This window comes from Tolypothrix bouteillei VB521301, from assembly GCF_000760695.4.
GTDB lineage: Bacteria > Cyanobacteriota > Cyanobacteriia > Cyanobacteriales > Nostocaceae > Scytonema > Scytonema bouteillei_A.
The window spans coordinates 5,487,516-5,514,427 of sequence record NZ_JHEG04000001.1 but is presented as its reverse complement, the minus strand read 5'-3'; the positions used below and the strand labels follow the sequence as shown (position 1 = coordinate 5,514,427).

Here is a 26,912-nt window from a genome sequence, read left to right as displayed (position 1 = left end):
CTTTACAGTATTAAATTTAAATAACGCGATATTCGCCACGTTAAAATTACGGAAAAATTCACAGAAGGATTTTTGCTTAGATCCGGGTTTTTACGGAGCAATTATTCAATATTAATAATTATCAAGTAATTATTAATATTTTGTAAAAAATTTTTAGTACTGTAAGGTGGATATTACCCAATACGGTTCAGATAAGACGCGCTCCTCCTAGCCCCCCAACCGATTGGAGAGTTGGAGGGATCTTCAAGGATTATATATTGTTAACTGAACTCTATTGGGATATTACCTACCAATGTCCCTATATAGGTTTAGTTCAAAAATTAAATAAGAATTCTATATTGAGTTTGTAACTGTTCTTTAGAGCCTGTCACTATAATCTCAATTTATTCATTGCTTTCCACAAATTACTTTCATTCCTGAAAAAACAAGTTCTGTCAGCGCTATAAGGACGCCATCGCCGACAATACCAGAACAATTACCCTGCTCCTGTTTTGACATTTGCGATCGCACTCCTGTAGTTTTGTTGATTCTATCTATAACTTGCTTTGGGAAGTAGCAAGCACACTTTTAAATCTTAAGAAATGGGAGCAAATTTTAGGCTTCAGCAAACTCCGTATAATGGCGCATCTTTGGAGGATCGAATCCCAGTGTCAAAAATAGTTTGAGCTTGAATGCGATTATCCCAGATCGGTTTTGCGTGTTCAGTTAATAGGTGTTGGATGTATTGACGGTATTCATCGACGGTAGCCATCGCTCAATTACCTCCAGATCGATATTCTATATCAGTAGATAAAGTTGGTTTTGCTCTGGGGAGAAAGGGAGCACCTTGTGAAGAAATTACGTCGGTAATCTTACACCAGAAAGGGAGTAGCTTCGTCGAACTCGCGTTATTTAAGAAAAAAGCCTGCGTATGCAGGCTCTACAAAAGGGAGTTATTAAACTAAAACTTGGTATCAAAATCAAAAATATTTGACCTTATTGCTAACTTCTTTATCTACGAATAAAAAATCTCTACAATAATTCATTATCAGCTTCCGTCAGGTTTATTAGCGGTTTATAAATAAATTTGTAATTCTCATTTAGCAGCCCCTGCGAAAGGAAAAATAATATCATCCAAAGTCCTCAACAACTCTTGTTCATTGTAAGGTTTGGAAAAATAAGCCCGCGCACCCAACTGCATAGCTAACTGGCGATGTTTATCACTACTCCGAGAAGTCAGCATCGCAATCGGTATATCCTTAAAATCAGTATTTGATTTCACGCGGCCTAAAAATCCATAACCATCAATGCGAGGCATTTCAATATCGCAAATCACAGCCTGAACTTTCAAACCACTCTGGAGTTTTTCCAAAGCGTCTTGACCATCTTTAGCTTGTTCGACTTGATATCCTCCTTTCTCTAGAGTTAAAGCTAAAAAGCGCCGCACGTTAATCGAGTCATCTACTATTAAAATAGTGCCTTTACGATTTCCTGAAAGCGCTGCTTGTTTGTCATCAGATGGTGTTAAGAAAACTGTCTTTAATTTAGAAGATGGAAGCTGACTGGTTCTGGGTACGCGCTCATTAGTCGCAATCCAATAAAGCATCTCATTGGCATTAACCAACGGTACAACGCGACCATCACCCAAAATCGTACAGTTACTAAAACCACTTGGTAAAGCAATATTGCCTTCTACCCGACGGATAGCAACTTCTTGTTCGCCCCAACAACGATCCACTTGCACTGCAACTGGCTGATTTCCTTGGCTAACAATAATAACGCTGGAAGCATTAATTGCTGGGGGCGTCTCTAGGGTTGGATTGTCATAGCGGGGACAATTAAAGTCTAAGTGACGACTCAAACGAACTAACGGAAGCATGGTACCCTGCCAGTTGAGGACTTCGCCTGTCGCCATTGGTAAGACGTGCTCTTCGTTAAGTAGGAATATCTCGGAGACAACATCTGTGGGGAATGCCAGGAGCATGCGATTGCTTTCGACAAGCAGCACTCGTGCAACTGAGAGTGTAAATGGTACGGAGAGGGTGAATGTAGTTCCATTCCCTACTTTTGTATCAACTTTGACATCGCCCCGGATTTGCTTGAGGTTGTTACGCACGACATCCATACCAACACCACGACCAGATAGAGTTGTCACCTGTTCAGAAGTGCTAAAACCGGGCTCAAAAATTAACGACAGGAGTTCTTCTTCTGTTGCTTGTGCCAATAAAGCAGGTTCCAATCCCATCTCGATTGCGCGAGTCCGGATTTTCTCTAGCGAAATCCCGCGTCCATCATCTCGGAGCGAAATAATGGTACGATTTCCCTGATGGGTTGCTTTAATTTCTATCAACCCTTGTTCGTTCTTACCAGAAGCACGACGTGTGACCGGATCTTCAATTCCGTGGTCAAAAGCATTTCGGACTAAGTGCATCAAAGGCTCATTCAAAGACTCTAGGATGCTTCTTTCGATTAAAGTGTTAGCCCCTTCAATTTTTAACTGTACGTTTTTGCCGTATTCTACGCACAAGTCGCGCAAGGCTCTAGGAAAGCGATCCACAACATCAGATAGCGGGCGCATTCTGATTTGTGTGAGCTTTCTTTGCAGTTGCTTGGATGTTTTGGTAAGCTTGCGGGCAAATTGGTCTGTATCGTCAATGCTAAGTTGAATGTCAGTTGTGACTTCTTGCACTTGAACGATCGTTTCCATAACTTCCTGAGAAAGCAAGTTGAGTTCGTTGTAGCTATCCATTTCCAAGGAATCAAACTCACCTTCCACTCCATTTGCTCCATCATTCTTCTCTGAAACTGGCGCTGGAAGTTCTTCTGGTTGCTCGGCTGGTGCTAGTGCTCTTAATGCTTCTCCAGATGGCACTACACTTTGAGTGGCTATTTTATCATAAGCTGTCCTCAGTTGTTGGTTTTCTCGTTCCAAAACTTGGACTCGTTGGTTCAAATTACGAATGAGTTTGCGTAACCTTTCAAGTTGCAAATTCATCCCATTGCGTTGAATTATCAGTTCTCCAAAGAGATCGTTAATTTGCTCAAGTTGTCTGCTTGGAACTCGGACTGTATTTTCTGGAGTTTCGCTCTTATGACCACCTACAGTTTGCTCGGCTTTGCGATTGTAACTTGATGTAGGAATTTCTCTAGAAGATACTGTAGCTGGCTCTGGTTCTGGTTCTTCAACTTGAGCGTTGCTTTCTTCAGCAAAAGCTGCTTCCAAAGCTTCAAAGTCGGCTGCAATGATTTCTCGATCCAGCCAGGATTCTTCCGTCTCTTCTGGTTGCAGAACTCCTGCTTCTATAAATTCTGGTTCTACTTCAGGAACTGGGGCTGGTTCTACTTCTAGTAGTTCTGTTGGGGTGCTCTCTATTATTGCAGCCGCTACATCGTCAATTTGTAACTCTATTGGCAAGCTTTCCAGTTGATTTGTCAGTACTAAAGCTTGCGATCGCCGCCATGCTTCCAACGCCGACCGAGCAACTGTTTCCACCTGAGAAGGTTCCGCAGCTTCTATATAAGCTGCAATTGACATACATAACTGAGAAAAAGCTGACAGTTGGAGCATTTCACCCAATCCACCCAACTCAGCTGCCATAATAGCCACTTCTTCTTTCAGACAAGGCTGTTCGCCATCAGCCAGTACTGCTTCAAGACGCTGCAAACATCCTTCCACCTCTGTTTCAAACAGCAAAGGTACGATATCTTGTCCGTCTTCTGGAGACAGCATAGTTGCTGCATCTTCAGGAGTAGGATCGCCCAAACGTTGATGCAGTTCATCAAAAACTGGGTAACAAAAAGTACTCAACCACTGCTCCTCTACCTCCCCACCTTCCGATAGCAATTCCACTATCTGACGCAACCAATCCACCGCAGCAAGCAGTAAACTCTGTAACTCAGTATCTATTTCTAAAGAATTTTTCCTAGTTTTTAAAACTTTAAATGAATCTTCTAAACGGTGAGCCAGATCGCTCAGAGACCGAAATCCCATCATGCCAGCACCACCTTTTATAGAATGGGCGGCTCTTAGTGCGGCATTAATTTTTTCTGGAGAAATGCGATTGCTGGGGTTAATTTCCAGCAATACCCCTTCCAAGGTATTAAGATAATCATTCGCTTCCTCCAGAAATTGCATCTGGATTTCTAATTCTTTGTCTTGTGACATAGGGCTAATAGCTAGTGGCTAATGGTGAGTCCAGTCCTGTAGGAGGGTTTCCCACGCCCTGGCGACTGGCGAACAAGGGAGGGCTAATGGCTAATGGCTGATGGCTAATGGCTGATAACTAATGTTTAATTAATTGTCTGGCAATTAGCTATTAGCTATTAGCTATTAACATTAATCTACTTTGAAGGTACCAACAGTTGCTTGCAACTGTTGCGAAATCTCTACAGTTTGTTGCAGAGACTCCGAAACTTGACGTGAAGAATCACTGGTGCGTTGCGAGGAGGAGGCAATTTCTCTCATCAACTGACTGACTGTTTGTGATGTTTCCACTTGAGAGGCTGTTGCTTGAGAAATTGACTGCACCAACAAATCGATTTGCCGCGAAATATCTAAGATTTGAGTTAGACTTTGCTTGGCGTCTTCGACAATGCGCGTACCTTCTACAACCTGGGTTGTTCCCAGTTCCATCGCCTGCACCACTTCCGTTGTTTCGCGTTGAATGTTTTCAACAATTTGTTCTATTTCTTTTGTCGCCGCCGCACTTCGGGCTGCTAATTCTCCTACCTCCTCAGCTACAACCGCAAAACCCTGTCCTTCTTCTCCCGCCCGCGCCGCTTCAATACCGGCGTTGATGGCAAGTAAGTTGGTTTGCATGGAAATCTGATTGATCAAAGCTACCACACGGGATATCTGTTGGGTTGATTCTCCCAATCTCTTTACTTTCTTGGCAGTTTCGCCTACTGTTTCGCGTAGGTGCAAAATATTCTGCACTGTCATATCCATTGCTATCCCACTCTTTTTAGCCGTGTTGGCAGCTGTATTGGCAACAAAGGCTGCTTGCTGGGCGCTTGCTGCGACTGCTTGAATTGAGTGGGTCATGTTATCAACAGCATCAAGGGAGCGATTGATTTCTGAAGCTTGGGCGAGTGCTTCCTCTGCAAGGCGGCGAATCGAGCCTTCGTTTTGACCGATCGCTTGGTTAACTTGGATGGCTGCTTGTTTAACTTGGGTAACAATGTCCCGCAAGCTTTCCACAATGGAGTTAAAGAAGTCGGCAACTGTGCCAATTTCTCCAGCTGTGACTTCCGCACGTACTGTTAAATCCCCACTTGCTGCTCCTTCCACTTCACTTAAGAGTTCTAGGAGTTGCATTTGCAATGCTTCTTTTTGCCGACGCTCATCTTCTGACGATCTTTCGGCAATGGATCTTGCTTTTTCGACTTCTTGTAGAAGCAGTGCTTGTTCTAGGGCGTACCCTACTTGGGTGGCAATTTGTTTAAACAACTCTATTTCTGATTGCAGCCAAATACGGGGACTATCACAATGATGGGCAATCATTAAGGCAATAAGTTGTCCGTCACTAATAATTGGTGCGACTAAATTTGCTTTGACAGCAAATTTTTCTAACATCTTGATGTAGCATTGAGCGTTGCTTAGATTTGGGTCTTGATATATGTTAGATATTGCCCGAACCCTACCATCTTTGTATGTTTCTACATGGCGTTCTCTAAAACAGGGATCGTCAATTGGTACGCCTAGCATTCTTGGCAAGCCAGCAGTTACAGATTCAGCAACAACATCTCCATCAAAGGTTTCTTGATTGAAATGATAAATCAAAACTCTATCCGTTTTGATTGCCTGACGAACTTCTCTGACCGCTGTTTTGTAAATATCCTCCATGTTGAGGCTTCTGCGGGTTCGGAGAGTAATTTCTGCTAGTAATTTTGCTCTTTCTGTATCCAGTTCTTGTTGTTTAACCAATGTCTGTAACTGGGCTGCCATCTGGTTAATATTGGCGTTTAAAATACCCAATTCGTCTTCTGACTCTACTTCCAAACGGGTTCCTAAATCCCCTTGTCCGAGTTTTGCCACTGCATCTGTCGCTTTCACAATTGGTTCTGTAATTTTCTTCGCCAATAAGACTGCGATCGCAGCTACAACGATTGCTGCCAATCCCGTTCCTAAAATAATTGTCAGTCCCAATTGTCTTTGAGGTGCAAATGCAATTCCTGCATCTGTTGTCAGAATGGCTTGCCATTTTAGATCTGGCAATCCTTCTTGAATTCTAGATGTATAGCTGACAAGTTGTTCTTTTCCTTCAAGTTGATTAACTGTCGTAAAAGTATCTTCTTTTCTTTGTCCTTGACGTTGAGCTAAACCGGGAAAATCTGCTTGAATTTCTCTTCCTATATAAGTTTTGTCAACAGGCAAAAATAATTTTCCTAAATCGTCAGCTAAATAGTATTTATGCCCTGTTTCTGTATAGTTTTTCAAGATCTCATCTAGAGATTTTAGAGGCATACTGGCTCTGACGATAGATGAAACTTGTCCTGTAACTGAATCTTTAATTGGAGCAGCAATAATAATGTTGCCATTTCCCGTCTCTTGCGAAACTTGTGGCTGGCTGATGTAAGTGCTTCCTTTTTGCTTTGCTGCCTCAAAATATTTATTTTTCCCTTGATGGGTTATAGAAGCTCCTCGAGATTGTGCGATCGCATCCCCACTTAGGTTAAGGATTGCAATGCTGTCATAGACTTTATAACTCTCTATATATTTGTCTAATAAAACTTGTTTTTCTTTAGGAGTTAGAGAATCCCTAAATTTAGTATTTGTTAAAACTGGCAAAGTTGATAAGACTTGCATATCGGTATAGCGCTCTAACATAAAGCGGTTTACTTTATCTGCTATACCATTCACTTCTGCTTGTTGAATTTGGGAACTTTTACTGCCCGTTGCCATACTAGCTACATGATAAGCTAACGTGCCAATTGCTAACACGGGAATTGTGCCAATTGCGATCGCAAGTAATGCAGCTTTAGTTCCCAAACTCAACCGCTTCAACGGTGCTGATAACCTATTTAGGCTAGAATCAACAGTTAACTCAGTATTTCGCTCTCTCTCTATTTCTACAAAATTGCTATCTTTTCTTTTTGAAGAATTATCAGCTACTCCATTTTTTTCTGCATCCAAGCTATCTTTAGCATCATTAGTTTTATTAAACATAGGGAATTCTCCTGAGGTGATGAATAAACATACTTAAAACAGTTTTTCTTAGTAGTACACCCTAATCACTGCGGAGAATAGAAGATTGCACAATAGCCTGTGCATCTAACACCAGTAAAATTTCTTTTTGTTGAACAACACACCCGCGTAAATAGGGAATCAAACTAGATGCCACTTGTCCTACAGGAGAGCGTATATCATCCGGCATAAACTTAGTTGTACCTTGTATTTCTTGTACAACCAAGCCCAAAAGTAATGTATCCACCCGAATAATAATTACGTTATACTGTCGCAACCGATTGTCAAGATATTCCAAATTGAACATTCTTGGCAAATCAATAGCCCAAACTATCCGGCTCCGCCAATTCATTAACCCCAATACGCAACCGGGCATATTGGGCATTGATGTTATGGCTTCAATCGGCACGATAATTGCTTCTTGCGTGTGCCTCATCGGCAACACGGCGGACGTTTGTCTGTTTAACTGAAACTTGAGATAACCATCTCCCAAGTTATTTTGAGTAAGTTTTGTCGAAAGAGTAATTTTAGAACTGTTCATTAGAATTAAATCGCCACAGATTTAATAGCCCGGAGGAGCTGTTCGCGAGTGTAAGGTTTTGTTACATAAGCATCAGCTCCTTGTCGCATTGCCCATAATCGGTCAATTTCCTGGTTTTTAGAACTACATATCACGATTGGAACTTTTTGTGTGCTCGGATTTCTTTTCAAGGAACGACACAGTTCAAAACCACTCATTCCCGGCATAACAACATCTGTGACTATCACATCCGGGTTGTGTGATTGAGCTTTTTCTAAAGCTTCTTTTGCGCCAGCCGCTTTAATTACGTTGTAACCACTTTCTTTAAGATAATGGCTCATTAACTCCAATTCACTGGGAGAATCTTCAACAATCAAAATTGTGCCTAACAAAGTAATACTCACTCCTAACTCTCCTAATAAATGATGAAATTTTCCTGTTTGTTACTTAAGTGCCAATGTGCTTAAACACCATTTTTAGCAAATCTGACTGGGAAAACGGCTTTGTTAAATACCCCGATGCTCTGACCATTTTTGCTTTGGCTCGGTCTATAAATCCCGTTCTGCCAGTCACCATAATGATGGGAGTATTTTTAAAAGCCGAATGCCTTCGTAACAAAGAGCATAGCTCGTAACCATCCAGGTTAGGCATCTCAACATCTAGTAATATGATATCCGGCTTGCTACGTAGTATTTGCATGAGCGCTTTCACCGGATCGTTAATCGTCACTACTGAAAACGCGCTTTCGTCTAAAAAGTGTTTGATAGAATTTAGTACCGTTGGGCTGTCGTCAATACAAGCAACGGTGTAAGTGTTTTTACTACTTTGTTGTTGGTATTTACTACCATTGAAATGAGAATTTTCAAAATGGTTCGTATTCTGCAATTGTTCCCCTAGTTTCAGTTGAGATGATGGCTGAACTTGGGTCTGTGAAACAGGTGTTGAATAGTAAGCAGGAGCATGAGCTTGTGCGGTAACCGTCGCTTGAGGATTTTGTCGATTGCGAAGTTGCTTTTGGCAGTGTTCCACAAGCAATCGCAAATCCAATCGGCAAAATCTAGGCATTTGATTCAAGGGAGATTCTCCATTGAATTCGTAGTTCCCTTGTTTAATAGCAAGAAATGCCTCCAGTACTTCCTTAGCCATTTCATCAATCAATATGGCTGCTTGAGGAGGAGTTATATATTCCTCATTTACCAACCAGCAAATAGCTTGATAATCTGGTACAGGTATGGAGCCATCGTCGCCGTTTGCTTCAAATATCAGCCGTACCTGCATCATAATTGTACTGTTGAGCGTGGGCAATTGCTGACTTAGGCGAGAAGCATGATTCTCAAGTCGGTCAAACATTTTATCTGAGGACGCATAAATAAGTTTACCGTCTTCTAGATAGATTGACCAAGACACTGACTCTGTGAATACTTGTAAGCAGCCTGTAGCACGCCGACTAGTCAGTTGTGCTAATAGAGATAGCGGATGTAGTTTTTGAAAAAACTTGTAGCTACCTATAGGAGTTGTGCTCATGAGTGCTGTTTTTGGCTAAATTCAATTAGGTGTGAGCTTATCTGTTACAGAGTTTCCCTACAAGTCAATAGAATTTGCTAAAATCTTTGTTGCAAAGAATACAAAATTGTGACTTTGAGGCTTGCAGGAAACTCAGTGGTAGCACCCTTCTTTTAAGATGAAAAATCTCAGTTAACGCGTCAATAGCCATGAAATTTACTAATGATACTGAGATTAGCAGACATTTTTACACGGCAAGTAAAAAAAGTGTAAAGACTAGATGAAATCATCTACCTAAAGAGAACTTGTTTGACAGCAACCGAAGTAATACTGTAGATGAGTGACTTTGACTTGCAAGGGCGAACCTGCTATTTTAAGTACTTATCTTTCAGTATAGTACGGTTTCTCAGGACAAGATAATGTTTCAGGGGTTATTTACCCTATCATCAGTATTTTTACTTGCAAAATATGTAAACCAAACATAAAAATGCCCTCACCATAGAATAGTGCCACTGTCTGTTATATACCCTCTCAGGTACATTTGCCAGCTATGATATTAACTGTACGAATGAAAATCGTGTAGTTGAACTTTATACGAAACAAAATTTAACAGCATAATTGTCAAAAAACTTCCGGATAACTTTTAGTTAACCTTACAGGGTATCAAAAGGTTTTCAGAAAGCACTCTATCCTTGCACGTAGAAGACAGAAAAATTTGAGTTAAGAAAGGTAGAAGACAGAGGCTGCAATACTGAAGAAAATATGTTTATTTTATACGAAAAAAAACTTTACAGGCATAGCAAGATACACCAGTCCTTAAGGTTCTGGAAACCTTAACTGGTATCTCTCTTTAAATAGGTATTAAATAATTGCTATGCGGATGAAAGGACTTGAACCTTCACACCTTGCGGTACTAGAACCTAAATCTAGCGCGTCTGCCAATTCCGCCACATCCGCATTAGTAGTCTATACTATCACAAGAAATTAATTGTAGCAAGTAAGTTTTTGGTTGCTAATGGCTAATAGCTAATAGCTAATTGTTAATTAACCATCAGCCATTAGCCCTCCCTTGTTCGCCAGTCCCGGTGATCGCGGGAAACCCCTCCCTTGTTCGCCCTCCCTTGTTCGCCAGTCCCGGTGGTCGCGGGAGACCCGCCTACAGCACTGGTCTCACCGCCTGCTTTCTCTGGACTCACCATTAGCCATTAGCCATTAGCCATTAGCCATTAGCCATTAGCCATTAGCCATTCCCCAATGCTACACGCGGTAAGCGATGCTTAAAGCCACACAGAATTTCCCAAGAAATTGTATTTAGCTGATTTGCCCAATCTTCAGCAGAAATTTGTTCTTCTCCTTCTTTCCCCAGTAAAGTCACAACTTCGCCTTCTTGTATATCTGGTAATGCACTGATATCTAGCATCAACTGATCCATTGTAATTGCACCAATTTGCGGCACTCGCTGACCTCGAATCAACACTTGCATTTTATTGGAAAGATTGCGAGGTATGCCGTCAGCATAACCAATTCCCACTACGGCTAAGCGGAGTTCTTGCGGTGCTATAAAATGATGACCGTAGCTGACGCCCGTTCCGGGAGCAATAGTTTTTACTTGGGTAACTCGGGCTTTTACTTGCATGACTGGCTTGAGATCGATGCTAGATTCTAAATGAATAGCTGGGTAAAGACCGTAGAGTGCTAAACCCGCACGCACCATGTCGTAATGTAATGACTTATCGCTTAGAGTGGCTGCTGAGTTTGCTAGATGCAAACAAGGAGGTTCTATCCCCAAAGCTTTAATTTGAGCGATCGCATTTTCAAACCTCTGCTGTTGCTGTTTCATCACAGTAGTGTCCGGGCTATCGGCTGTTGCAAGGTGAGAATAAATGCTCTTAATAGCAAGATGTGGCAAACGCTGCACTAGCTGAACAAACTCACTAGCTTCTTGCCAATTTGTTCCCAACCTTGACATTCCCGTATCTAACTTAATATGTACGGGTAAGGGAGAATCACAGTTAATCTCTTCTAGAGTATTGGAAAATACTAAAGCTTGTTTGGGGCTTGTCAGTGTTGGTTGAAGTTTCCAATGTGCAATAGCTTGGATTTGTTCTGGCGTGTGGGTTGCTCCTAGAATCAAAATTGGACTTTTAATACCTGCTTCTCTTAATTGAATTCCCTCTGGGACTGTAGCAACTCCAAGCAAACTTGCACCTGCTTCTAAAGCTGTTTGAGCCACAACGATCGCTCCATGTCCGTAAGCATCAGCTTTCACGACCGCCATAAGTTGGGTACTTGGCGACAGTAACTTTATCAGTTGACGCACATTATGGGACAGTGCTTCTAAATCGATTTCTACCCAAGCACGTTGGGACATCCAGGCATAGCTATGATTCTGCCGATCGAAGGTAAGATGATTTTTCTCGTGGCTTAGCATTTTTGCTTATTCTCCTATCACACCACTTTTTAGTTGTAAGTATTATTCCCAATACTCGCAATCTTTCTCGATAATCGGAAAGTTTAACCTTCTTTGTAAAAATCTCACAACTTGAGTGAGGAGTAGAGACTGAGGGGAGGTAGGGAGTAGGAAGATGAAGGAGAAATGTCCTATGTGCAAAGCACACGCTATACGATGCGACGAAGCTATGCCCGCAAGGGCTATACGCTAGTCCCTAGGCAGCGGGAACCGCACCTACAGGACTAGACTCACCACCAACCACTAACCCTTGACTATTTCCTCAATTCCTGCTTTTGTAGGAAGTATAATTTATCCTCATCACCATAGGAGGATAGATTTGTGTTAATATATGTAAAATTAATAGCTTGAGCGCTTATCAATGGGGAAGGTTTTAGTTCTAAACGCCTCTTACGAACCGCTCAATATCACGAGCTGGCGGCGAGCCGTGGTCTTGTTGATAAAAGGCAAAGCTGAAAGGGTTGAAATCAATAACAAGCAACTCTATTCTGGCTTTCCACTTCCGACCGTTATTAGGTTACGACATTACGTTCGCGTTCCCTATAAGGAAATTCCTCTCACTCGACGGAATCTCCTGCATCGGGACGGTCATACGTGCCAATACTGCGGTTACACGGGAGATGACTTGACGCTAGACCATGTTGTACCGCGATCGCGTGGGGGCGGCGATACTTGGGAAAACATAGTGACAGCCTGCGTTCGCTGTAATGTCAAAAAGGGAAATCGTACACCGAGTGAAGCTCACATGATGTTACGCCATCATCCCCGAAGACCTTACAGCAGTCTCTATTTCGAGGTCAGCAAACATCTCAAGAGTGGATTGCACAAAGAATGGCAAAAATACGTTATCGGACTCTGACATACCTTGTTCCTATCTGAGAACGGCGGCGCATTGTCAGCCATCGCGTTGTTGCCCTAGCTTGGTGAAGCTTTGTCGATCTGTGACTTTAACCCAGACGCAAACGTCTGAAGTTGACAGATGAGGCTGCAAAATTTTTTGCATCCTTTCAAGCAACTTTGTTAATATAACATGGATTGGCGAAAAGGCAACCAGGGTACGCTAAGAATTTGCCAAGTTTGGGCGACACAACGTATTTTGCCAGAGTTCAGCAACCCAATAATATCAAGTTGAGTGAAAAAATACTTAAGATATAGACTGACAAATATAGTGCCAGTCTGGAATAATTCTGCGAAGATTGTAGATGTGTGGCTGAAGTAGCAAATTACAACCTGTAATATTTCTTAGCGAAGAACAGGAAGCCCCACACTCTTAAAGACCTTAGATATGCAAGTGAATTCTTCCCTAACCCAGTTTGAAAATTTTCCAGTACTAACAGATTCAACATCAGAGGATGGTGAGGTAGACGATAAAGACTCAATTGAAGTTCCGCTCAATCGACAATCAAGTACAACAACGTTGACTAATGAGTCAGGAAATTCTTTAAATCAGCGTAACGGTGGAGCAAGCGATCGCAAAGCGGAAGAACTGCGTGCTATGCTTCTAGCCCACCGACAGGAACGACATTTGATCGTCTTGCAAGATTTTCCCGATCCTGATGCTTTGTCTTCTGCTTGGACATACCAACTCATTGCACAGCAATACGACATCAAGTGTGATATTGTATACGCGGGAGCTTTGAGCCATCAAGAAAACATCGCTTTGGTAAAGCTCACGAATTTACCCGCCCAGCGTTGGACGTTGCAAACACTAAAAGGCAAAGATTTGCCCTCATCCTATCAAGGTTTTGTACTGATAGATAATCAAGGAACCACTTCTCAGCTTATGCCTGTGGTAGAGAATGCGGGTATTCCTTTGGTAGCAATTATTGACCATCACAGTTTGCAAAGCGATATCAAATCAGACTTTGTTGATATTCGACCTTCTGTCAGAGCAACAGCAACAATTTTTACTCAGTACTTGCAGGCAGGATTGCTATCGCTTGATAGTAGTATTAACCAACACGTAAAATGCGCGACAGCCTTGATGCATGGCTTGCGATCGGATACCAATAGACTGATGCAAGCACAGGAAGATGATTTTATGGCAGCAGCGTATCTGAGTAGATTTTATGACGCACAACTGCTAAATGCGGTACTGCAGGCGAATCGTTCTAAACGAGTGATGGATGTTATAGAGCGATCGCTAAAAAACCGCATTGTGCAAAATAATTTTTCCATTGCGGGTGTTGGTTACCTCCGCTACGATGACCGTGATGCCATTCCTCAAGCGGCTGATTTTCTAGTCACAGAAGAAAACGTTCATACTGCCGTAGTGTACGGCATAGTTCATGATGAAGATGAAGAATTAGAAGTTGTGATTGGTTCCCTCAGAACCACCAAGCTAACGCTCGACCCCGATGAATTTATCAAAGAAGCCTTTGGACAAGATAGTAGCGGGCGCTTTTTTGGTGGTGGGAGAACAAGCGCAGGTGGATTTGAGATTCCCATGGGTTTCTTATCGGGCAGCAATGAGAATTCTGCTTATGCGAAAATGAAATGGGAAGTTTTTGATGCTCAAATAAAGCAAAAGCTTTTGAGATTGGTAAACCCTAAAGATAATCCGATTCAGTCGGAATAGCGATTGGCTAATGGCTATTAGCCATTAGCTATTAGCTATTAGCAATAAAAAAATGGAACTATATTTAATCCGTCACGGCATAGCCGAAGAGAAACAACCAGAAATCAAAAAAGATGAAGAGCGAAGTCTTACAAAAGAGGGAAAGCAAAAAACAGAGAAAGTCGCCCATCGGCTCAAGCAAATGGGGTTCCATTTTGATTTAATTGCTACAAGTCCCTTGGTGAGAGCGCGTCAAACAGCAGAAATACTTATAGCAGAGGGACTGAGCTCTCAACTTGAAGAATGTACCTATCTTGCTCCTCAAGGGCAGATCTACAATTGGGTGACCCAATGGCTAGAACCGAGAAATTACGCGCCTGACACCCAACTCGCATTGGTGGGACACGAACCAAATTTAAGCGCTTGGGCAGAAATTCTGGTTTGGGGGCAAGACAAAGCATCCTTAGTCCTGAAAAAAGCAGGTATGATCGGGGTAAAACTACCAGAAAAGGGATCTCCTCTGGGTTGCAGTCAAATGTTTTGGTTGACGCCACCCAAGTACTTGCTTTAGCAGTAGTGCAACGTTTTTGAAAGAAATTCCAAGGAAACGGATACTGTTATGGTGATAAGAATTTCTGGGATGTTGCTTTCTTAGAAATATTTTACGAAACAGATGGTGTTGCCATGATGGTGTGCGAATTCAAGCCTGGGCTGGATGGCATTCCCGCCGCCCAATCCAGTATTAGCAGTGTTGATGGGCATTTGGGAATATTAGAATACCGTGGCATTCGGATTGAGGAACTAGCAGAAAAGAGTACATTTTTAGAAACTGCTTATCTCTTAATCTGGGGCGAATTGCCCACATCCGAAGAATTGGCAGCATTTGAGTCTGAGGTTCGCAATCACAGGCGGATCAAATATCGCATTAGCGACATGATGAAATGCTTTCCCGAAAGCGGTCACCCAATGGATGCTTTACAAGCCTCTGCGGCTGCATTGGGGTTATTTTATTCGCGTCGGGATTTGAACAATCCAATCTACATTCGTGATGCTGTTGTTCGCCTCATAGCCAAGATTCCCACAATGGTGGCGGCTTTCCAATTGATGCGAAACGGTAATGATGCGGTACGTCCTCGAGATGATTTGGATTATTCCGCTAATTTCTTGTATATGCTCAACGAGCAAGCACCCGATGCACTGGCGGCGCGAATATTTGATATTTGCTTGATACTTCACGCCGAACATACAATGAATGCTTCTACATTCAGTGCTAGAGTCACAGCCTCTACCCTAACAGATCCATATGCTGTCGTTGCTAGTGCCGTAGGAACCTTAGGGGGACCGCTACACGGAGGGGCAAATGAAGAAGTGATTCAGATGTTGGAGGCGATCGGTACTGTAGAAAATGTCCGTCCTTTTATTGAGGATTGCCTCGAACGCAAAGCCAAGATTATGGGGTTTGGTCATCGCGTGTACAAGGTAAAAGATCCGCGTGCCACCATTCTGCAGAATATGGCAGAGCAACTGTTTGATAAATTTGGTCCGGATAAATACTATGACATCGCTCAAGAAATGGAACGAGTCGTAGAGGAAAAATTGGGACATAAAGGTATTTATCCCAATGTTGACTTTTATTCCGGCTTGGTGTATAGAAAATTGGGAATCCCTACAGACTTGTTTACACCAATATTTGCGATCGCCCGTGTTGCCGGTTGGTTAGCCCATTGGAAAGAACAACTAGAAGAAAACCGGATTTATCGCCCCACCCAAGTTTATAACGGCAAGCATTCTATTTCTTACACTCCAATTGAGAAGAGGTAGGAGACTTGGGGATGGGGGATTGGCCAGAGCGTTTGTAAGTGCCTTTCCCCAGTCTCCCCATCCCCGCATCCCCCAACGCCATAAGTAAATCCTAATTCATACCATAGGTAGAATTTCTTGTCCGCTCAGTAAGGGACTCAAACACTCCAACGGTATACTAGGCATGGGAATTGCAAAAGATCTTAAATTTTGCATGATTTAGAAAGAAATAGTAAGAGGTGAATTTACAGTTATTAACATACAAGGGTAAAGGAAAGGATGAAGGATAAAGGGTAAAGGATGAAGGATAAAGGGTAAAATACCATACTTCATACCTGATACTTCACACTTCGTACTTCACACTTCATACTTCATAAACTTGGTAGAACATGAATTCAGGAATTGATCTGCAAGGAACATTTATTGAATCTCTCATGGAGTTAGGGCTGCCTGCCGATGCCGCTAAAGCCATTTGGATGCCACTACCGATGATACTAATGATAATTGGTGCCACGGTAGGAGTACTAGTCTGCGTTTGGCTGGAACGAAAGATTTCAGCAGCAGCACAGCAGAGAATTGGTCCTGAGTACATAGGTCCTTTTGGTTTGCTCGCACCTGTAGCAGATGGTCTTAAGCTGGTTTTTAAAGAAGATGTGGTGCCAGCCAAGTCCGATCGAATACTGTTTACCCTCGGCCCAATCATTGTGACAATTCCGGTGTTTTTGTCTTATTTGATTGTGCCTTTCGGACAGAACCTAGTCATTACAGATGTTTCGCTTGGGGTTTTCTTATGGATTGCCCTGTCTAGCGTTGCGCCTATTGGTTTGTTAATGGCTGGTTACTCATCCAATAACAAATACTCTCTGTTAGGGGGCTTGCGGGCAGCAGCACAATCAATTAGCTATGAAATTCCCTTAGCACTCTCGGTGCTAGCAATAGCTATGATGTCCAACAGCCTCAGCACCATTGACATTGTCAATCAGCAATCTGGTTATGGCATTCTTGGCTGGAACATCTGGCGGCAACCAGTTGGCTTCATCATCTTTTGGATCGCCGCCCTTGCTGAATGCGAACGCTTGCCCTTTGACTTACCTGAAGCAGAAGAAGAACTCGTAGCAGGTTATCAGACTGAGTACTCCGGGATGAAATTTGGTTTATTCTACCTGAGTTCTTACGTTAACCTAGTCCTTTCTGCCCTGCTGTTTGCAGTTTTGTACTTGGGTGGTTGGGATTTCCCCATTCCCCTAAATTTGTTAGCTAATGTATTTGGAGTCAGTGAAACAAATCCCATTTTACAGGTTGTAACTGCCTCATTGGGAATTACCATGACCGTACTTAAAGCATACTTCCTTGTCTTTCTAGCGGTATTAGTACGTTGGACGGTGCCTCGAGTTCGCATTGACCAATTGCTAGATTTAGGATGGAAGTTCCTGCTACCAGTAGGCTTGGTTAACTTGCTACTAACTGCAGCCCTGAAAATAGCTTTCCCCGTCGCTTTTGGCGGATAAACGAATTTTAGATTTGAGATTTTAGATTTTGGATTGGATCTGAAATCTAAAATCCAAAATCCAAAATCCAAAATTCTGAAGAGAGAGACACAAAAATGTTGAAATTCCTGAAACAAGTTGGTGATTACGCCAAAGAAACCGTGCAAGCAGGTCGCTATATCGGTCAGGGGTTAGCTGTAACTTTTGACCACATGCGGCGGCGTCCGGTAACTGTACAATACCCATACGAAAAACTGATTCCCAGCGAACGGTTTCGCGGTAGGATTCACTTTGAGTTTGATAAGTGCATTGCCTGCGAAGTCTGTGTTCGAGTGTGTCCCATCAACCTACCCGTGGTGGATTGGGAATTTGATAAAGGAAGCAAAAAGAAAAAGCTCAAACACTATAGCATTGACTTCGGAGTTTGTATCTTCTGCGGTAACTGTGTGGAATATTGTCCAACTAACTGCTTATCAATGACAGAAGATTACGAACTTTCCACCTACGACCGTCATGAATTGAATTATGACAGCGTGGCATTAGGTCGTTTGCCTTACAAAGTCACCCTTGACCCCATGGTGACACCTTTGCGCGAACTGGTTTACCTACCCAAAGGTGTCATGGACCCCCACGATCTACCCGCAGATGCACCTCGCCCTGGTGCTCGCCCAGAAGATATTGTGGAAAAAGAGGGCTAATCGCTAAGAGTTAATAGCTAATAGTCATGAAACAATTAGCTATTAGCTATTAGCAATTAGCTTTTTAGCAATTAGCAAAGGAATAAAAAAGTGAATCTAGCAGCAGGAGTACAGTTTGTTTCTTTTAGCCTATTAGCAGTGATGTTAATTGGGGCAGCATTGGGTGTTGTCCTGATCGAGAACATCGTTTACTCCGCCTTTTTACTTGGAGGTGTATTTGTCAGCATTGCTGGTCTGTACCTGTTGCTGAATGCTGATTTTGTAGCAGCAGCACAATTACTCATTTATGTTGGTGCAGTCAACGTGTTGATTTTGTTTGCCATTATGTTAGTAAACAAGCGGCAAGCTTTTGTACCCTTTCCTACGGCTTGGATACGTAAAGCACTAACAGCAGTCGTCAGCGTGGGATTGTTTGCGCTTTTAAGCACGATGATTTTGGCAACCCCTTGGTCATTGTCTAACGCTCAACCTGTGGCAAACTCTATTGTTCTCATTGGCGAGCATTTCTTCAGTGACTTTTTACTGCCTTTTGAACTAGCGTCTGTTTTGCTGTTAATGGCAATGGTAGGCGCAATTATTTTGGCGCGTCGCGAGTTTTTGCCAGAGCAAACTCTCTCTGAAGATCGGCAAACCGTTTTGACTTTGCCAGAACGTCCTAGAGAACTAGTATCGGTAGGCGAAGCAAGTCGGAATATACAGTAGTGCTGATGGCTAATGGCTAATAGCTAATGGTATTAGGGCAATTAGCAATTAGCTTTTTAGTAACTGGGAATTAGTAATTAGCCAATCGGGGTATTAAGATTCATGCAAATCCAGTACTTTTTGTTACTAGCAGCAGCTTTGTTTTGCATCGGTATTTACGGTTTGATTAATAGCCGTAATGCCGTGCGAGTCCTGATGTCTATTGAGCTGTTGCTCAATGCTGTTAATTTGAACTTAATGGCTTTTTCTAACTACCTAGACTCAACTGCAATTAAGGGTCAGGTATTCACTATCTTTGTGATCACCGTAGCGGCAGCAGAAGCAGCGGTAGGTTTGGCTATTGTACTTGCCATCTATCGCAACCGCGATACTGTCGATATGGAGCAGTTCAATCTCCTAAAGTGGTAAATTCGTGGATCTCAAGCAGGTAATTATTGCTTATAAAGCACGAGACCCCCAGAGCAAACGTTGGGCAGAAATTTGTGCCAAGCAACTAGAAAGTCGCCAATGCCAAGTTTTAATGGGACCAAGCGGACCAAAAGATAATCCTTATCCAGTATTTTTGGCTTCTGCCGGTCAGCCAATTGACATGGCTTTGATACTTGGTGGTGACGGTACTGTTTTAACTGGTGCGCGACATTTAGCCTCAGCTGGCATCCCAATATTAGCTGTTAATGTGGGAGGTCATCTGGGGTTTCTTACTGAATCACCAGAAGAGTTTAAAGACACTGAGAAAGTTTGGGAAAGATTGTTGGAAGATCGCTACGCTATCCAACGTCGGATGATGTTACAAGCCGCAGTGTTTGAGGGTAACAGTACTAATTCAGAACCAGTGAGCGATCGCTTTTTTGCTTTAAATGAGATGTGTGTCAAACCCGCTTCTGCCGATCGCATGATCACCTCAATTTTGGAAATGGAAATTGATGGTGAGGTTGTGGATCAGTATCAGGGCGATGGGTTAATAATCTCTACACCCACTGGTTCAACAGGTTACACTGTTTCTGCCAACGGTCCAATCGTGCATGATGGTATGGAAGCAATTACCATCACTCCTATTTGTCCGATGAGTCTTTCAAGTCGCCCCCTGATTTTACCCCCAGGTTCCGTTGTCAGCGTTTGGCCTTTAGGTGATTACGATCTCAGCACCAAACTATGGACTGATGGGGTTTTGGCGACTTCCATTTGGCCCGGACATCGTGTTGATATACGCATGGCAGATTCTCGGGCTAAGTTTATTATTCTACGAGAAAACAACTCGTACTATCAGACGTTACGAGAAAAATTGCTGTGGGCTGGTACAAGGATTCACTACAGCAGTAATAATCACGCAAATTGATCTGTTGCGACTTCATCAGCATCAAAAAGTTGCAACTTCATCGTGTAAAAACCTCATGTTAGGTGGGCAATACCCACCTTCTTGCTATCTTCTCGCCCCGGTGGCTTTGCCACTGGAAACTCCTTCACCCCTAACCCCCTCTCCCATAAGGGGAAAAGAGGGGCTTTTTCTTCCTTGCCCACCCTACTTTAACGTGAGTTCGTCGAACTCACGTTACTTATCTTTTCCAGGCTCCGCCTCAGATCTACCACAAACCTTTCCCAAGGGGAGAAGGGGCTTTTTCACCCCATCATCGCTCGTGGTTAGCGATACGGGTTAATTAAGTTTTAATATTTTTTAAAAAGTAACAAAATATACTTTTTATCAGATAAATATAACACTAAGATTTCAATTCGATGAATAACAACATAGCAATCCTAACTCATTCATGAAAAATTTTAGTACTGTAGGGCTGGTATTACCCATTACATAAGGGTTTGATGCGCCAATGCCCAACCTATATGTACTTCATAAAGCCAACAGGATTGCTATATCAGCTGCATACATATTTAGCTGATTCATTTAAAACCAAATTATTTAGATATGACAAAACAATTTAATCGACGTAAGTTTTTAGTCTACGGTTCCGCTTCCTTTGGTGCAAGTCTTTTATTAAAAGGTTGTGCTAACAATGGCTCAAATAATAATATAGAAAGTTCAGTGCCTGCGGCTTCTTCTGTCAGTGCTTCTAATACTGGAAATACGATCAAAGTAGGAATTTTGCATTCCCTCAGTGGCACCATGGCAATTAGTGAAACAAGCGTTGTAGATGCTGAAAAATTAGCAATTAAAGAAATTAACGCCGATGGTGGTATTTTAGGCAAGCAAATTGAAGTTATTGTTGAAGATGGTGCTTCTAACTGGGACACTTTTAGGGAAAAAGCTACCAAATTAATCGACCAAGATAAAGTTAGCGTTGTTTTTGGTTGTTGGACTTCTGCAAGCCGTAAGAATGTTAAATCAGTATTTGAAAGCAAAGACCATATGCTCTGGTATCCAGTGCAGTATGAAGGTCAAGAATGTTCCCGAAATATCTTCTATACTGGTGCTGCTCCCAATCAGCAAATCGAACCATCAATTGATTGGTTGCTAAAAAATAAGGGCAAAGAATTCTTCTTAGTCGGCTCTGATTACGTTTTTCCCCGTACAGCCAACAAAATTATTAAATCTCAGCTAGAAGCACTTGGTGGTAAAACTGTTGGAGAAGATTACTTACCACTGGGTAACACAGAGGTAACACCTATTATTACTAAAATCAAGCAAGCGTTACCAAATGGTGGAGTGATTTACAATACGCTAAATGGTGATAGCAACGTCGCTTTTTTCAAACAATTAAAAGCAGCGGGATTAACAGCAGATAAATATCCTTCCATGTCTGTCAGTATTGCTGAAGAAGAAGTAAAAGCAATTGGCGTGCAGTATCTCAAAGGTCACTACGCAGCCTGGAACTATTTCCAAACAGTAGACACTCCTGCTAATAAGAAATTTGTTGAAGCTTTTAAGAAAGCATACGGTACAGAACGGGTGACAAACGATCCAATGGAAGCAGCTTACACGGGTGTTTATTTGTGGAAACAAGCAGTAGAAAAAGCTGGGACGACCGATATAGCCAAGGTACGTTTGGCAGCATACGGTCAAACTTTGGATGCTCCTTCAGGCAAAGTTAGCATGAATGCCAATCATCACCTATCAAAAATTGTGCGGATCGGTCAGGTGAGAGATGATGGTTTATTTGATATTGTCTATGCGACTCCTGCTCCTGTTGAACCAATTCCTTGGAATCAATTTGTGAAAGAGACCAAAGCATTTTCTTGCGATTGGTCAGATCCAGCGAAGGGCGGTAAGTATAAGAAGGTGTAAATTGTTGGTTGTTAGTAGTTAGTTGTTCTAATAACTACTAACTACTAACCACTAGGGAGGAGAACGTGTTCGCAGAGTTTTTGGAAGCAGTATTTAATGGCATTAGTATTGGTGCTGTATTATTGATGGCAGCGCTAGGATTAGCTATTGTCTTTGGACTTATGGGCGTTATCAACATGGCGCATGGCGAGTTGATGATGCTGGGAGCATACGCAACATTTGTCGTGCAAAATGCTTGCAAACAACTAGGCGGAGTATGGTTTGAAATTTATATCTTTTTTGCCCTGATTGTCGCTTTTGCGATATCGGCGGCTGTAGGATGGCTGCTAGAACGGGGCGTGATTCGATATCTCTACGGGCGTCCCTTAGAAACTCTGCTGGCTACTTGGGGCGTGAGTTTGATTTTGCAGCAGTTTGTTCGGAGTGTAAATTCGGTGCTTGTCATTGGAATTGCCCTGTTTTGCCTGTTGTTTTTGGGCGGTTTGTGGATTTTAAAAAGGCGCACGGATTTTGGCAGAGTTCAGAACTGGATTGTAGCAGCGATTTTGTTCCTGTCAGTAGGAGTGGCAATCTCAACAGGTAAATTTTTGAGCGAAACTTATAAGTTAGCAATGACTCAACCTTGGTTTGGCGCTCAAAATTTGGATGTCACTGCTCCTAGTTGGTTGCAAGATGGCATATCTTTAGCAGGTGTCCAATTGCCTTACCCCAGATTATTTATTATTGCTTTAACAATTCTATGCGTAACGGGCATTTACCTATTTTTGCAACGCTCTCATTGGGGATTAAGAATTCGCGCTGTCACGCAAAATCGAAACATGAGTGCTTGTTTGGGCATCCCGACTCAAAAAGTTGATGCAATCACTTTTGCACTGGGTTCGGGATTGGCTGGCGTAGCTGGTTGTGCGATCGCTTTACTCGGTTCGGTGGGACCAAATACAGGGCAAAACTACATTATCGATACTTTTATGGTTGTTGTTGTAGGTGGTGTGGGTAATCTGGTGGGAACTATTGTGGCTGCATTGGGAATTGGTACGGCGAATTACTTGATTGGTTCTGCAACTTTGGCTTCGTTGTTGACTCCTGTTAAACCCCTGGCTGATTTATTCGCGTTCTTTGCAACAACGAGTATGGCAAAAGCAACGGTGTTTGCGCTGATTATCGTGTTTTTACAGGTAAAGCCTGGAGGAATTTTTCCTCAAAAAGGTCGTAGTGTTGATGTGTAATAGGGAGACAAGGGAGAGGGGGGAGACAACGGAGACAAGGGGGAAAGTACAATGTATGAACGCAACTTGATGAGGTGGAAGGGAAGAAGGTTAATTTTAATTGAGGTGGGGGTGGTAGTGGCGATCGCTCTCATCCTCATCTCGATCGTACCAGTCCTGCTTTCAGGGTTTCGGCTGAATTTGTTGGGGCGGTTTTTGTCCCTAGCTATTGTTGCTTTGGGGATTGATTTGATTTGGGGTTACACCGGGTTACTCAGTTTGGGACACGGAATTTTCTTTGGTTTGGGTGGCTATGCAATTGCCATGCATCTGAAATTGCAAGTTCCTCCAGGGGAGTTACCTGATTTCATGGAGCTTTATGGTGTTACGGAACTCCCCTGGTTTTGGACTCCTTTCTACTCATTCCCTTTTGCAGTTATAGCTGTTGCGATGGTTCCCGCAATACTTGCAGGATTACTCGGATACTTGGTATTTCGCAATCGAATTCGCGGAGTGTATTTTTCTATATTGACTCAAGCCGCAACAATTATATTTTTTAACTTCTTTAACGGTCAGCAAGGGCTATTTAACGGTACAAATGGGTTGATCGATTTTACAACTTTATTTGGAGCAACCGTTAGCGATACAAACACCCAATTTGTTTTCTACAGCCTCACGGTATTGTTTCTTGCAGCTAGCTATGCACTCTGTCGTTGGTTGACAAGCGGACGCTTTGGAAGATTATTAATAGCAATTCGTGATGATGAAAGTCGAGTGCGTTTTTCTGGTTACAATCCAATAGATTTTAAAGTTTTAGTATTTGCAGTTTCGGGAGCGATCGCGGGTATAGCTGGAGCATTGTACGCTTTGCAAAGCGGTTCTGTCTCACCGAGAGCAATGGACATTGCCTTTTCCATTGAAATGGTGATTTGGGTAGCAGTAGGAGGACGTGCTACTTTAATCGGAGCCATTTTAGGAGCTTTGTTAGTCAACTATGCTCGTGCTTTTTTAAGCGAACAATTTGCCGAAATTTGGTTGCTTTTCCAAGGGGCGTTATTTTTGATAGTTGTCACTGTTCTTCCTGATGGGGTAGTAGGGTGGTTTCGCACTCAAGGAATTCAGCTTTTCCAACGCCGTCAGCAAATTGCCACTTATCCCAGCATAGAAGAAAATTCTGAGGTGCAGCATGAACGCCAAAATTTTAGAAACTAAAAACCTCACAGTTAGTTTTGACGGCTTTAAGGCACTCAATCAGCTAAACTTTAGCATGGAGGCGGGTGAATTACGGGTCGTTATTGGTCCCAACGGCGCTGGAAAAACGACATTTCTTGATGTTATTACAGGTAAAGTGAAACCAACCGAGGGAAGAGTTTTTTTCAAAGGCAAAAGTTTGTATTCTTTATCAGAACATCAAATATCTAGACGGGGAATCGGACGTAAATTCCAAACTCCTCGCATCTATCTCAACCTAACACCTTACGAGAACTTGGAACTGAGCAGTAACCGCAATAAAAATGTGTTTTCTACTTTGTTCGAGTATCCCACTACTGCTGAAAGGAAGACCATTATAGGGTTATTGGAAACCATAGGTTTAGCTGATAAAGCAGACAGACGAGCGAGTTCTCTGTCTCACGGAGAAAAGCAACGCTTAGAAATTGGGATGTTAGTCGCACAATCTCCGGATCTCTTACTTGTTGACGAACCTGTCGCTGGTTTAACAGACGAAGAAACATATAATATAGGAGAACTTCTTTTAGCACTATCACAAAGTCATTCAATTTTAGTCATTGAACATGACATGGAATTTGTACGTCAAATTGCTCGGAAAGTAACGGTCTTGCACGAAGGGTCAGTGTTATGTGAAGGTACTATCGAAGAAGTACAAAATGACAAGCGTGTTATTGAAGTTTATTTAGGACAGGTTATCCTAAATTGACATAAATTTTATTAACAAACACAATACACAAATCTTTTTAATGTTACAAATCTCTAATCTTGATGTTTATTACGGTGAAAGCCACATTCTACGTAATGTAGATTTAAGCGTACCAATGGGGCAAATGGTTTGCTTAATTGGACGTAACGGTGTAGGTAAAACAACCCTCCTGAAAACAATTATAGGGTTACTCAAACCCCGCAATGGTACAGTCACTTTTGCAGGAGAATTAATAAATTCAAAATCTCCAGATCGAAGAGCAAAGCTCGGAATTGGTTACGTTCCCCAAGGACGAGAAATTATTCCCCGTCTGACAGTCAAAGAAAATCTCTTGCTGGGATTAGAAGCGAGACCCGCCAGGAGAAAAAATCAAGAAATTCCTGAAGAAATTTTTAGCCTATTTCCCGTGTTGAAATCAATGCTTTCACGAATGGGCGGTGACTTGAGTGGCGGACAGCAACAACAACTAGCTATTGCTCGTGCTTTAATGGGTCAACCCCAATTACTTTTATTAGATGAACCTACTGAAGGTATTCAACCTTCAATTATCTTGGAAATTGAAGCAGCAGTTCGTGGTATAGTTGCTACCACTGGTATTTCTGTTTTGTTAGTAGAGCAACACTTACATTTTGTCCGCCAAGCCGATTACTATTACGCAATGCAAAAAGGCGGTATCGTTGCTTCGGGTTTTACTAATGAATTGAGTCAGGATGTGATTCAAAGGTTTTTAGCTGTTTGATGGAACAATGCCTTACCTTAAGAAAGTGTTGTCTGTCAAATCAGTATGTTAATAGAAATATTCTGTATTAACATATTTTGGGCTATTTTTATCAAATTTTTCCGAACGACATTTCTGCTGGGAGCATATTCTCAAATATTCAGAAATAGATTTTTATCTATTTCCTTAAGAGATCGTGAAAGTTAGCTCCATCAACATTTCAGTGAAATATCTATTCACCTCTAGTTGTAAATTCGCAAACACGTTCTAAAAAGTCTTGAATCGCAAGTATTCTTTCCCTATCTTCGGCTTCAACAAAAATTCTTAGCAAAAAAAGACTTTCATTGATATTTCGTGAATGAGAACCCTTGGGATAAATTTCTTTTTTGCGTTCTCTTACTTTAGTTTTGAGAGAAAAAATTTCACCTCCTACTTCACAATTAATCCAAACTTCTTCACCAATTTGTAATCCTGGATCGAAACTGTACTGACCTACCAAAAAATAAATTGTTTCTCCATCCTCTTCTATAAGGGAAAGAAGCTCTACTTGACATTCAAACATATAAAATTATTTCAAGAAAACTTAAATTTTCGGGAATCTTAACATCTAAATTTTCTAATATTTCAGTTAAATCTTGCCAAAGTTAACGAATTTTAATTCTAATCTTGTCATAGTTATGCAGGTTTAATGTTCTGTTACCAGATCGGGGAAGTGTAATATACCATGAATGAATTTTGAAGGCATCTGTATTTTAAACTTATCTAGTGTTGCATTAAGCTTTGATTCCAGCCAAAATCAAATCAATGGCTTCTTGAGTCTTTCGCTCAATCATCTCCGAACTTAAAAGTTACCGTGTCGGATCGAGGTATTTCAGATTTTTATGAGCGTTGAAGTAAAAGGTGCAAACCCCTAAAA

General features: G+C 42.0%; 21 protein-coding genes and 1 tRNA gene. 14 read left to right on the top strand and 8 right to left on the bottom strand.

Annotated elements, in window-relative coordinates; genetic code table 11:
* Positions 1 to 1,075 precede the first annotated feature (1,075 nt).
* The 7 genes from HC643_RS22205 to alr all read right to left on the bottom strand — a co-directional run bounded on the left by HC643_RS22205 (position 1,076) and on the right by alr (position 11,619).
* The gene (locus HC643_RS22205) at positions 1,076 to 4,144 is read right to left on the bottom strand and encodes a hybrid sensor histidine kinase/response regulator (RefSeq protein WP_038089374.1); all 3,069 of its coding nucleotides are present in this window, start codon (positions 4,142 to 4,144) and stop codon (positions 1,076 to 1,078) included.
* Between the two features lie 171 nt (positions 4,145 to 4,315).
* The gene (locus tag HC643_RS22200) at positions 4,316 to 7,147 is read right to left on the bottom strand and encodes a methyl-accepting chemotaxis protein (protein ID WP_038089371.1); all 2,832 of its coding nucleotides are present in this window, start codon (positions 7,145 to 7,147) and stop codon (positions 4,316 to 4,318) included.
* 61 nt (positions 7,148 to 7,208) lie between these two features.
* Entirely contained in the window at positions 7,209 to 7,706 is a 498-nt protein-coding gene (locus HC643_RS22195) for a chemotaxis protein CheW (RefSeq protein WP_038089370.1), read from the bottom strand.
* A 5-nt stretch (positions 7,707 to 7,711) separates the two neighbouring features.
* Positions 7,712 to 8,089: a response regulator gene (locus tag HC643_RS22190; protein ID WP_038089367.1), complete on the bottom strand. Its 378-nt coding sequence runs from the start codon at positions 8,087 to 8,089 to the stop codon at positions 7,712 to 7,714.
* Between the two features lie 43 nt (positions 8,090 to 8,132).
* Positions 8,133 to 9,209: a response regulator gene (locus tag HC643_RS22185; protein ID WP_038089364.1), complete on the bottom strand. Its 1,077-nt coding sequence runs from the start codon at positions 9,207 to 9,209 to the stop codon at positions 8,133 to 8,135.
* A gap of 854 nt (positions 9,210 to 10,063) precedes the next feature.
* Positions 10,064 to 10,145: transfer RNA gene (locus HC643_RS22180), tRNA-Leu, on the bottom strand.
* Positions 10,146 to 10,428: 283 nt separating this feature from the next.
* On the bottom strand, positions 10,429 to 11,619 hold the full coding sequence (gene alr, locus HC643_RS22175; RefSeq protein WP_038108408.1) for an alanine racemase: 1,191 nt from the start codon (positions 11,617 to 11,619) through the stop codon (positions 10,429 to 10,431).
* Positions 11,620 to 12,019: 400 nt separating this feature from the next.
* On the opposite strand from alr, the gene HC643_RS22170 reads away from it, so the two are divergent.
* The 14 genes from HC643_RS22170 to urtE all read left to right on the top strand — a co-directional run bounded on the left by HC643_RS22170 (position 12,020) and on the right by urtE (position 26,017).
* A complete protein-coding gene (locus HC643_RS22170; protein WP_038108409.1) occupies positions 12,020 to 12,517 on the top strand; it encodes an HNH endonuclease in 498 nt (165 codons plus the stop codon).
* A gap of 426 nt (positions 12,518 to 12,943) precedes the next feature.
* Entirely contained in the window at positions 12,944 to 14,236 is a 1,293-nt protein-coding gene (locus HC643_RS22165) for a DHH family phosphoesterase (protein ID WP_050045292.1), read from the top strand.
* A gap of 52 nt (positions 14,237 to 14,288) precedes the next feature.
* Positions 14,289 to 14,786 (top strand): phosphohistidine phosphatase SixA, encoded by a 498-nt coding sequence (gene sixA, locus HC643_RS22160; RefSeq protein ID WP_038093192.1) that lies wholly within the window; start codon positions 14,289 to 14,291, stop codon positions 14,784 to 14,786.
* A 113-nt stretch (positions 14,787 to 14,899) separates the two neighbouring features.
* Positions 14,900 to 16,036, top strand: a complete 1,137-nt coding sequence (locus HC643_RS22155; RefSeq protein WP_038093189.1) for a citrate synthase — start codon at positions 14,900 to 14,902, stop codon at positions 16,034 to 16,036.
* 368 nt (positions 16,037 to 16,404) lie between these two features.
* Positions 16,405 to 17,523: an NADH-quinone oxidoreductase subunit NuoH gene (nuoH, locus tag HC643_RS22150; RefSeq protein WP_038093186.1), complete on the top strand. Its 1,119-nt coding sequence runs from the start codon at positions 16,405 to 16,407 to the stop codon at positions 17,521 to 17,523.
* 95 nt (positions 17,524 to 17,618) lie between these two features.
* Entirely contained in the window at positions 17,619 to 18,200 is a 582-nt protein-coding gene (gene ndhI, locus HC643_RS22145) for an NAD(P)H-quinone oxidoreductase subunit I (protein ID WP_038093183.1), read from the top strand.
* 90 nt (positions 18,201 to 18,290) lie between these two features.
* On the top strand, positions 18,291 to 18,902 hold the full coding sequence (locus HC643_RS22140) for an NADH-quinone oxidoreductase subunit J (protein ID WP_038093180.1): 612 nt from the start codon (positions 18,291 to 18,293) through the stop codon (positions 18,900 to 18,902).
* Between the two features lie 102 nt (positions 18,903 to 19,004).
* Positions 19,005 to 19,310 carry an NADH-quinone oxidoreductase subunit NuoK gene (gene nuoK / locus HC643_RS22135; protein ID WP_038093176.1) on the top strand — a complete coding sequence of 102 codons (306 nt, stop codon included), beginning with the start codon at positions 19,005 to 19,007 and terminating at the stop codon, positions 19,308 to 19,310.
* 4 nt (positions 19,311 to 19,314) lie between these two features.
* Positions 19,315 to 20,238, top strand: a complete 924-nt coding sequence (locus tag HC643_RS22130) for an NAD(+) kinase (protein WP_038093173.1) — start codon at positions 19,315 to 19,317, stop codon at positions 20,236 to 20,238.
* A gap of 582 nt (positions 20,239 to 20,820) precedes the next feature.
* The gene (gene urtA / locus HC643_RS22125) at positions 20,821 to 22,137 is read left to right on the top strand and encodes an urea ABC transporter substrate-binding protein (protein WP_038093170.1); all 1,317 of its coding nucleotides are present in this window, start codon (positions 20,821 to 20,823) and stop codon (positions 22,135 to 22,137) included.
* Between the two features lie 65 nt (positions 22,138 to 22,202).
* Positions 22,203 to 23,363: an ABC transporter permease subunit gene (locus tag HC643_RS22120; RefSeq protein WP_038093167.1), complete on the top strand. Its 1,161-nt coding sequence runs from the start codon at positions 22,203 to 22,205 to the stop codon at positions 23,361 to 23,363.
* 69 nt (positions 23,364 to 23,432) lie between these two features.
* Positions 23,433 to 24,554 (top strand): urea ABC transporter permease subunit UrtC, encoded by a 1,122-nt coding sequence (gene urtC, locus HC643_RS22115; protein WP_050045367.1) that lies wholly within the window; start codon positions 23,433 to 23,435, stop codon positions 24,552 to 24,554.
* Positions 24,529 to 25,278, top strand: coding sequence for an urea ABC transporter ATP-binding protein UrtD (urtD, locus tag HC643_RS22110; protein WP_038093163.1), 750 nt, complete (start codon positions 24,529 to 24,531; stop codon positions 25,276 to 25,278). The genes urtC and urtD overlap by 26 nt, the downstream gene beginning before the upstream one ends.
* Positions 25,279 to 25,318: 40 nt before the next feature.
* On the top strand, positions 25,319 to 26,017 hold the full coding sequence (urtE, locus tag HC643_RS22105; RefSeq protein ID WP_038093161.1) for an urea ABC transporter ATP-binding subunit UrtE: 699 nt from the start codon (positions 25,319 to 25,321) through the stop codon (positions 26,015 to 26,017).
* Positions 26,018 to 26,228: 211 nt separating this feature from the next.
* Here the strand turns inward: urtE and HC643_RS22100 are convergent, their stop codons facing one another.
* A complete protein-coding gene (locus HC643_RS22100) occupies positions 26,229 to 26,558 on the bottom strand; it encodes a hypothetical protein (protein ID WP_038093158.1) in 330 nt (109 codons plus the stop codon).
* Between the last annotated feature and the right edge of the window lie 354 nt (positions 26,559 to 26,912).

Coding starts and splice junctions, on each gene's coding strand:
- HC643_RS22205 (WP_038089374.1), bottom strand. CDS start 4,144: ATGTCACAAGACAAAGAATTAGAAATCCAGATGCAATTTCTGGAGGAA.
- nuoK (WP_038093176.1), top strand. CDS start 19,005: ATGCAAATCCAGTACTTTTTGTTACTAGCAGCAGCTTTGTTTTGCATC.
- HC643_RS22200 (WP_038089371.1), bottom strand. CDS start 7,147: ATGTTTAATAAAACTAATGATGCTAAAGATAGCTTGGATGCAGAAAAA.
- HC643_RS22195 (WP_038089370.1), bottom strand. CDS start 7,706: ATGAACAGTTCTAAAATTACTCTTTCGACAAAACTTACTCAAAATAAC.
- urtA (WP_038093170.1), top strand. CDS start 20,821: ATGACAAAACAATTTAATCGACGTAAGTTTTTAGTCTACGGTTCCGCT.
- nuoH (WP_038093186.1), top strand. CDS start 16,405: ATGAATTCAGGAATTGATCTGCAAGGAACATTTATTGAATCTCTCATG.
- urtE (WP_038093161.1), top strand. CDS start 25,319: ATGTTACAAATCTCTAATCTTGATGTTTATTACGGTGAAAGCCACATT.
- urtD (WP_038093163.1), top strand. CDS start 24,529: ATGAACGCCAAAATTTTAGAAACTAAAAACCTCACAGTTAGTTTTGAC.
- HC643_RS22165 (WP_050045292.1), top strand. CDS start 12,944: ATGCAAGTGAATTCTTCCCTAACCCAGTTTGAAAATTTTCCAGTACTA.
- sixA (WP_038093192.1), top strand. CDS start 14,289: ATGGAACTATATTTAATCCGTCACGGCATAGCCGAAGAGAAACAACCA.
- alr (WP_038108408.1), bottom strand. CDS start 11,619: ATGCTAAGCCACGAGAAAAATCATCTTACCTTCGATCGGCAGAATCAT.
- HC643_RS22155 (WP_038093189.1), top strand. CDS start 14,900: ATGATGGTGTGCGAATTCAAGCCTGGGCTGGATGGCATTCCCGCCGCC.
- ndhI (WP_038093183.1), top strand. CDS start 17,619: ATGTTGAAATTCCTGAAACAAGTTGGTGATTACGCCAAAGAAACCGTG.
- urtC (WP_050045367.1), top strand. CDS start 23,433: ATGAGGTGGAAGGGAAGAAGGTTAATTTTAATTGAGGTGGGGGTGGTA.
- HC643_RS22170 (WP_038108409.1), top strand. CDS start 12,020: ATGGGGAAGGTTTTAGTTCTAAACGCCTCTTACGAACCGCTCAATATC.
- HC643_RS22100 (WP_038093158.1), bottom strand. CDS start 26,558: ATGTTTGAATGTCAAGTAGAGCTTCTTTCCCTTATAGAAGAGGATGGA.
- HC643_RS22185 (WP_038089364.1), bottom strand. CDS start 9,209: ATGAGCACAACTCCTATAGGTAGCTACAAGTTTTTTCAAAAACTACAT.